This window comes from Mesoflavibacter sp. CH_XMU1422-2, from assembly GCF_037029245.1.
GTDB classification, from domain to species: Bacteria; Bacteroidota; Bacteroidia; order Flavobacteriales; family Flavobacteriaceae; genus Mesoflavibacter; species Mesoflavibacter zeaxanthinifaciens.
Map to the genome: position 1 here is coordinate 1 of NZ_JAYMEE010000067.1, position 928 is coordinate 928.

General features: G+C 32.1%; 2 protein-coding genes. Both read left to right on the forward strand.

Translation table 11 applies throughout. The features are described from left to right. The first annotated feature begins 164 nt into the window (after positions 1 to 164). Positions 165 to 407 (forward strand): hypothetical protein, encoded by a 243-nt coding sequence (locus tag WA340_RS11920; RefSeq protein WP_189343038.1) that lies wholly within the window; start codon positions 165 to 167, stop codon positions 405 to 407. Beyond that, positions 398 to 715, forward strand: coding sequence for a type II toxin-antitoxin system RelE/ParE family toxin (locus WA340_RS11925; RefSeq protein ID WP_336129237.1), 318 nt, complete (start codon positions 398 to 400; stop codon positions 713 to 715). Before WA340_RS11920 ends, WA340_RS11925 begins: the two co-directional genes overlap by 10 nt. Positions 716 to 928: the final 213 nt, after the last annotated feature.

Here is a 928-nt window from a genome sequence, read left to right on the forward strand (position 1 = left end):
ATTCATTGCAATTTTCTATCTTTCAGTCTCAATCGGAAAATCGTACCGATTTTCCGCAACTGAAATTTATACGCTAACGTTGGCAACAAGCTGAAAAAAAATCGGTAATCATAAAAACAACCGAAATTGATAATTTTGTATCTTTGATAAAAAGACAAAAGGAAATGGATTTAGAAGCAAGAAAAATATCATTTGTTCAAGAGTTTTTAAGACTGCAAAACGAAGAAATCGTTAGCGGACTTGAAAAATTATTGCGAAAAAGAAAAGCTGAATTGATTGAAAGAAATTTCAAACCGATGACAATGGAGCAATATAATGCTGAAATTGACCAAGCAATGGAAGACTCTAAAAACGGACGAATGATAAAAGCGACTGATTTAAAAGCTAAAATCCAAAAATGGGGTTAGAAATTTACTGGTTAGAACTCGCAGAAAATAAACTTGAAGATATTTTTGGTTACTATTTAGTAAAGGCTAACAAAAAAGTAGCCGAAACATTAGTTGATGGAATTGTCGACACAACTATTGGAATCGAAAATCAGCCTGAAATCGGACAAATAGAAATTACCTTAAAACACCGAAAAGAAAAATTTAGATATTTAGTTTATAAAAACTATAAAATAATTTATTGGGTTAATTACGATTTTAATCGAATCGAAATAGCTAATGTTTTTGACACAAGACAAGACCCAGGAAAAATAAACGAAACAAAATAAAAAGCCAGTTGCCAACAATGGCTATAAGTAATTGCTTGTTCTCGCCTACTTCTGAAAATCCCCCGGATTTTCAGTTTGGTGTGTACTTGCAAAGTTAAGTGCTAAACTACGCAACTACTCATAGCCGAGACCGTTGTACACAATACGAAAAATGAAAATCGGAACTAAAATATTAATCCTATTTCTGACCCTGAATTTGCTTTCTTGCAAAAG

Coding starts and splice junctions, on each gene's coding strand:
- WA340_RS11920 (WP_189343038.1), top strand. CDS start 165: ATGGATTTAGAAGCAAGAAAAATATCATTTGTTCAAGAGTTTTTAAGA.
- WA340_RS11925 (WP_336129237.1), top strand. CDS start 398: ATGGGGTTAGAAATTTACTGGTTAGAACTCGCAGAAAATAAACTTGAA.